This is a genomic window from Burkholderia sp. SIMBA_051, from assembly GCF_046534915.1.
Taxonomy (GTDB): Bacteria; Pseudomonadota; Gammaproteobacteria; order Burkholderiales; family Burkholderiaceae; genus Burkholderia; species Burkholderia ambifaria.
The window spans coordinates 1-234 of sequence record NZ_JAWRXS010000942.1 but is presented as its reverse complement, the minus strand read 5'-3'; the positions used below and the strand labels follow the sequence as shown (position 1 = coordinate 234).

At 74.8% G+C, this 234-nt stretch carries 1 pseudogene; it reads right to left on the bottom strand.

Annotated elements, in window-relative coordinates:
• Positions 1-24: 24 nt before the first annotated feature.
• A pseudogene (locus tag SB771_RS37260) lies at positions 25-234 on the bottom strand (histidine kinase); the annotation flags it as partial.

Genomic DNA, 234 nt, shown 5'->3' with positions numbered 1-234 from the left:
ACTGAGCGACTTACCGACTCACCGTCATGCAGGCGGCTCGCCGCCCGACGGCGCTGCGCTGGCGCGGCGCCGTGCGCGTTTCGATACGCCGTTCACGAGCGCCCAGCGCAGCACCGGCGCGACTGCGCGCACACCGGGCCGGACCACCGCCCGCCGCAGCGGCGCGAACCGCGCGAGGCCGAGCATCTGCTGCGCCCACGGCGGCAACAGGTCGATCCCGGCGTGCATCACCAG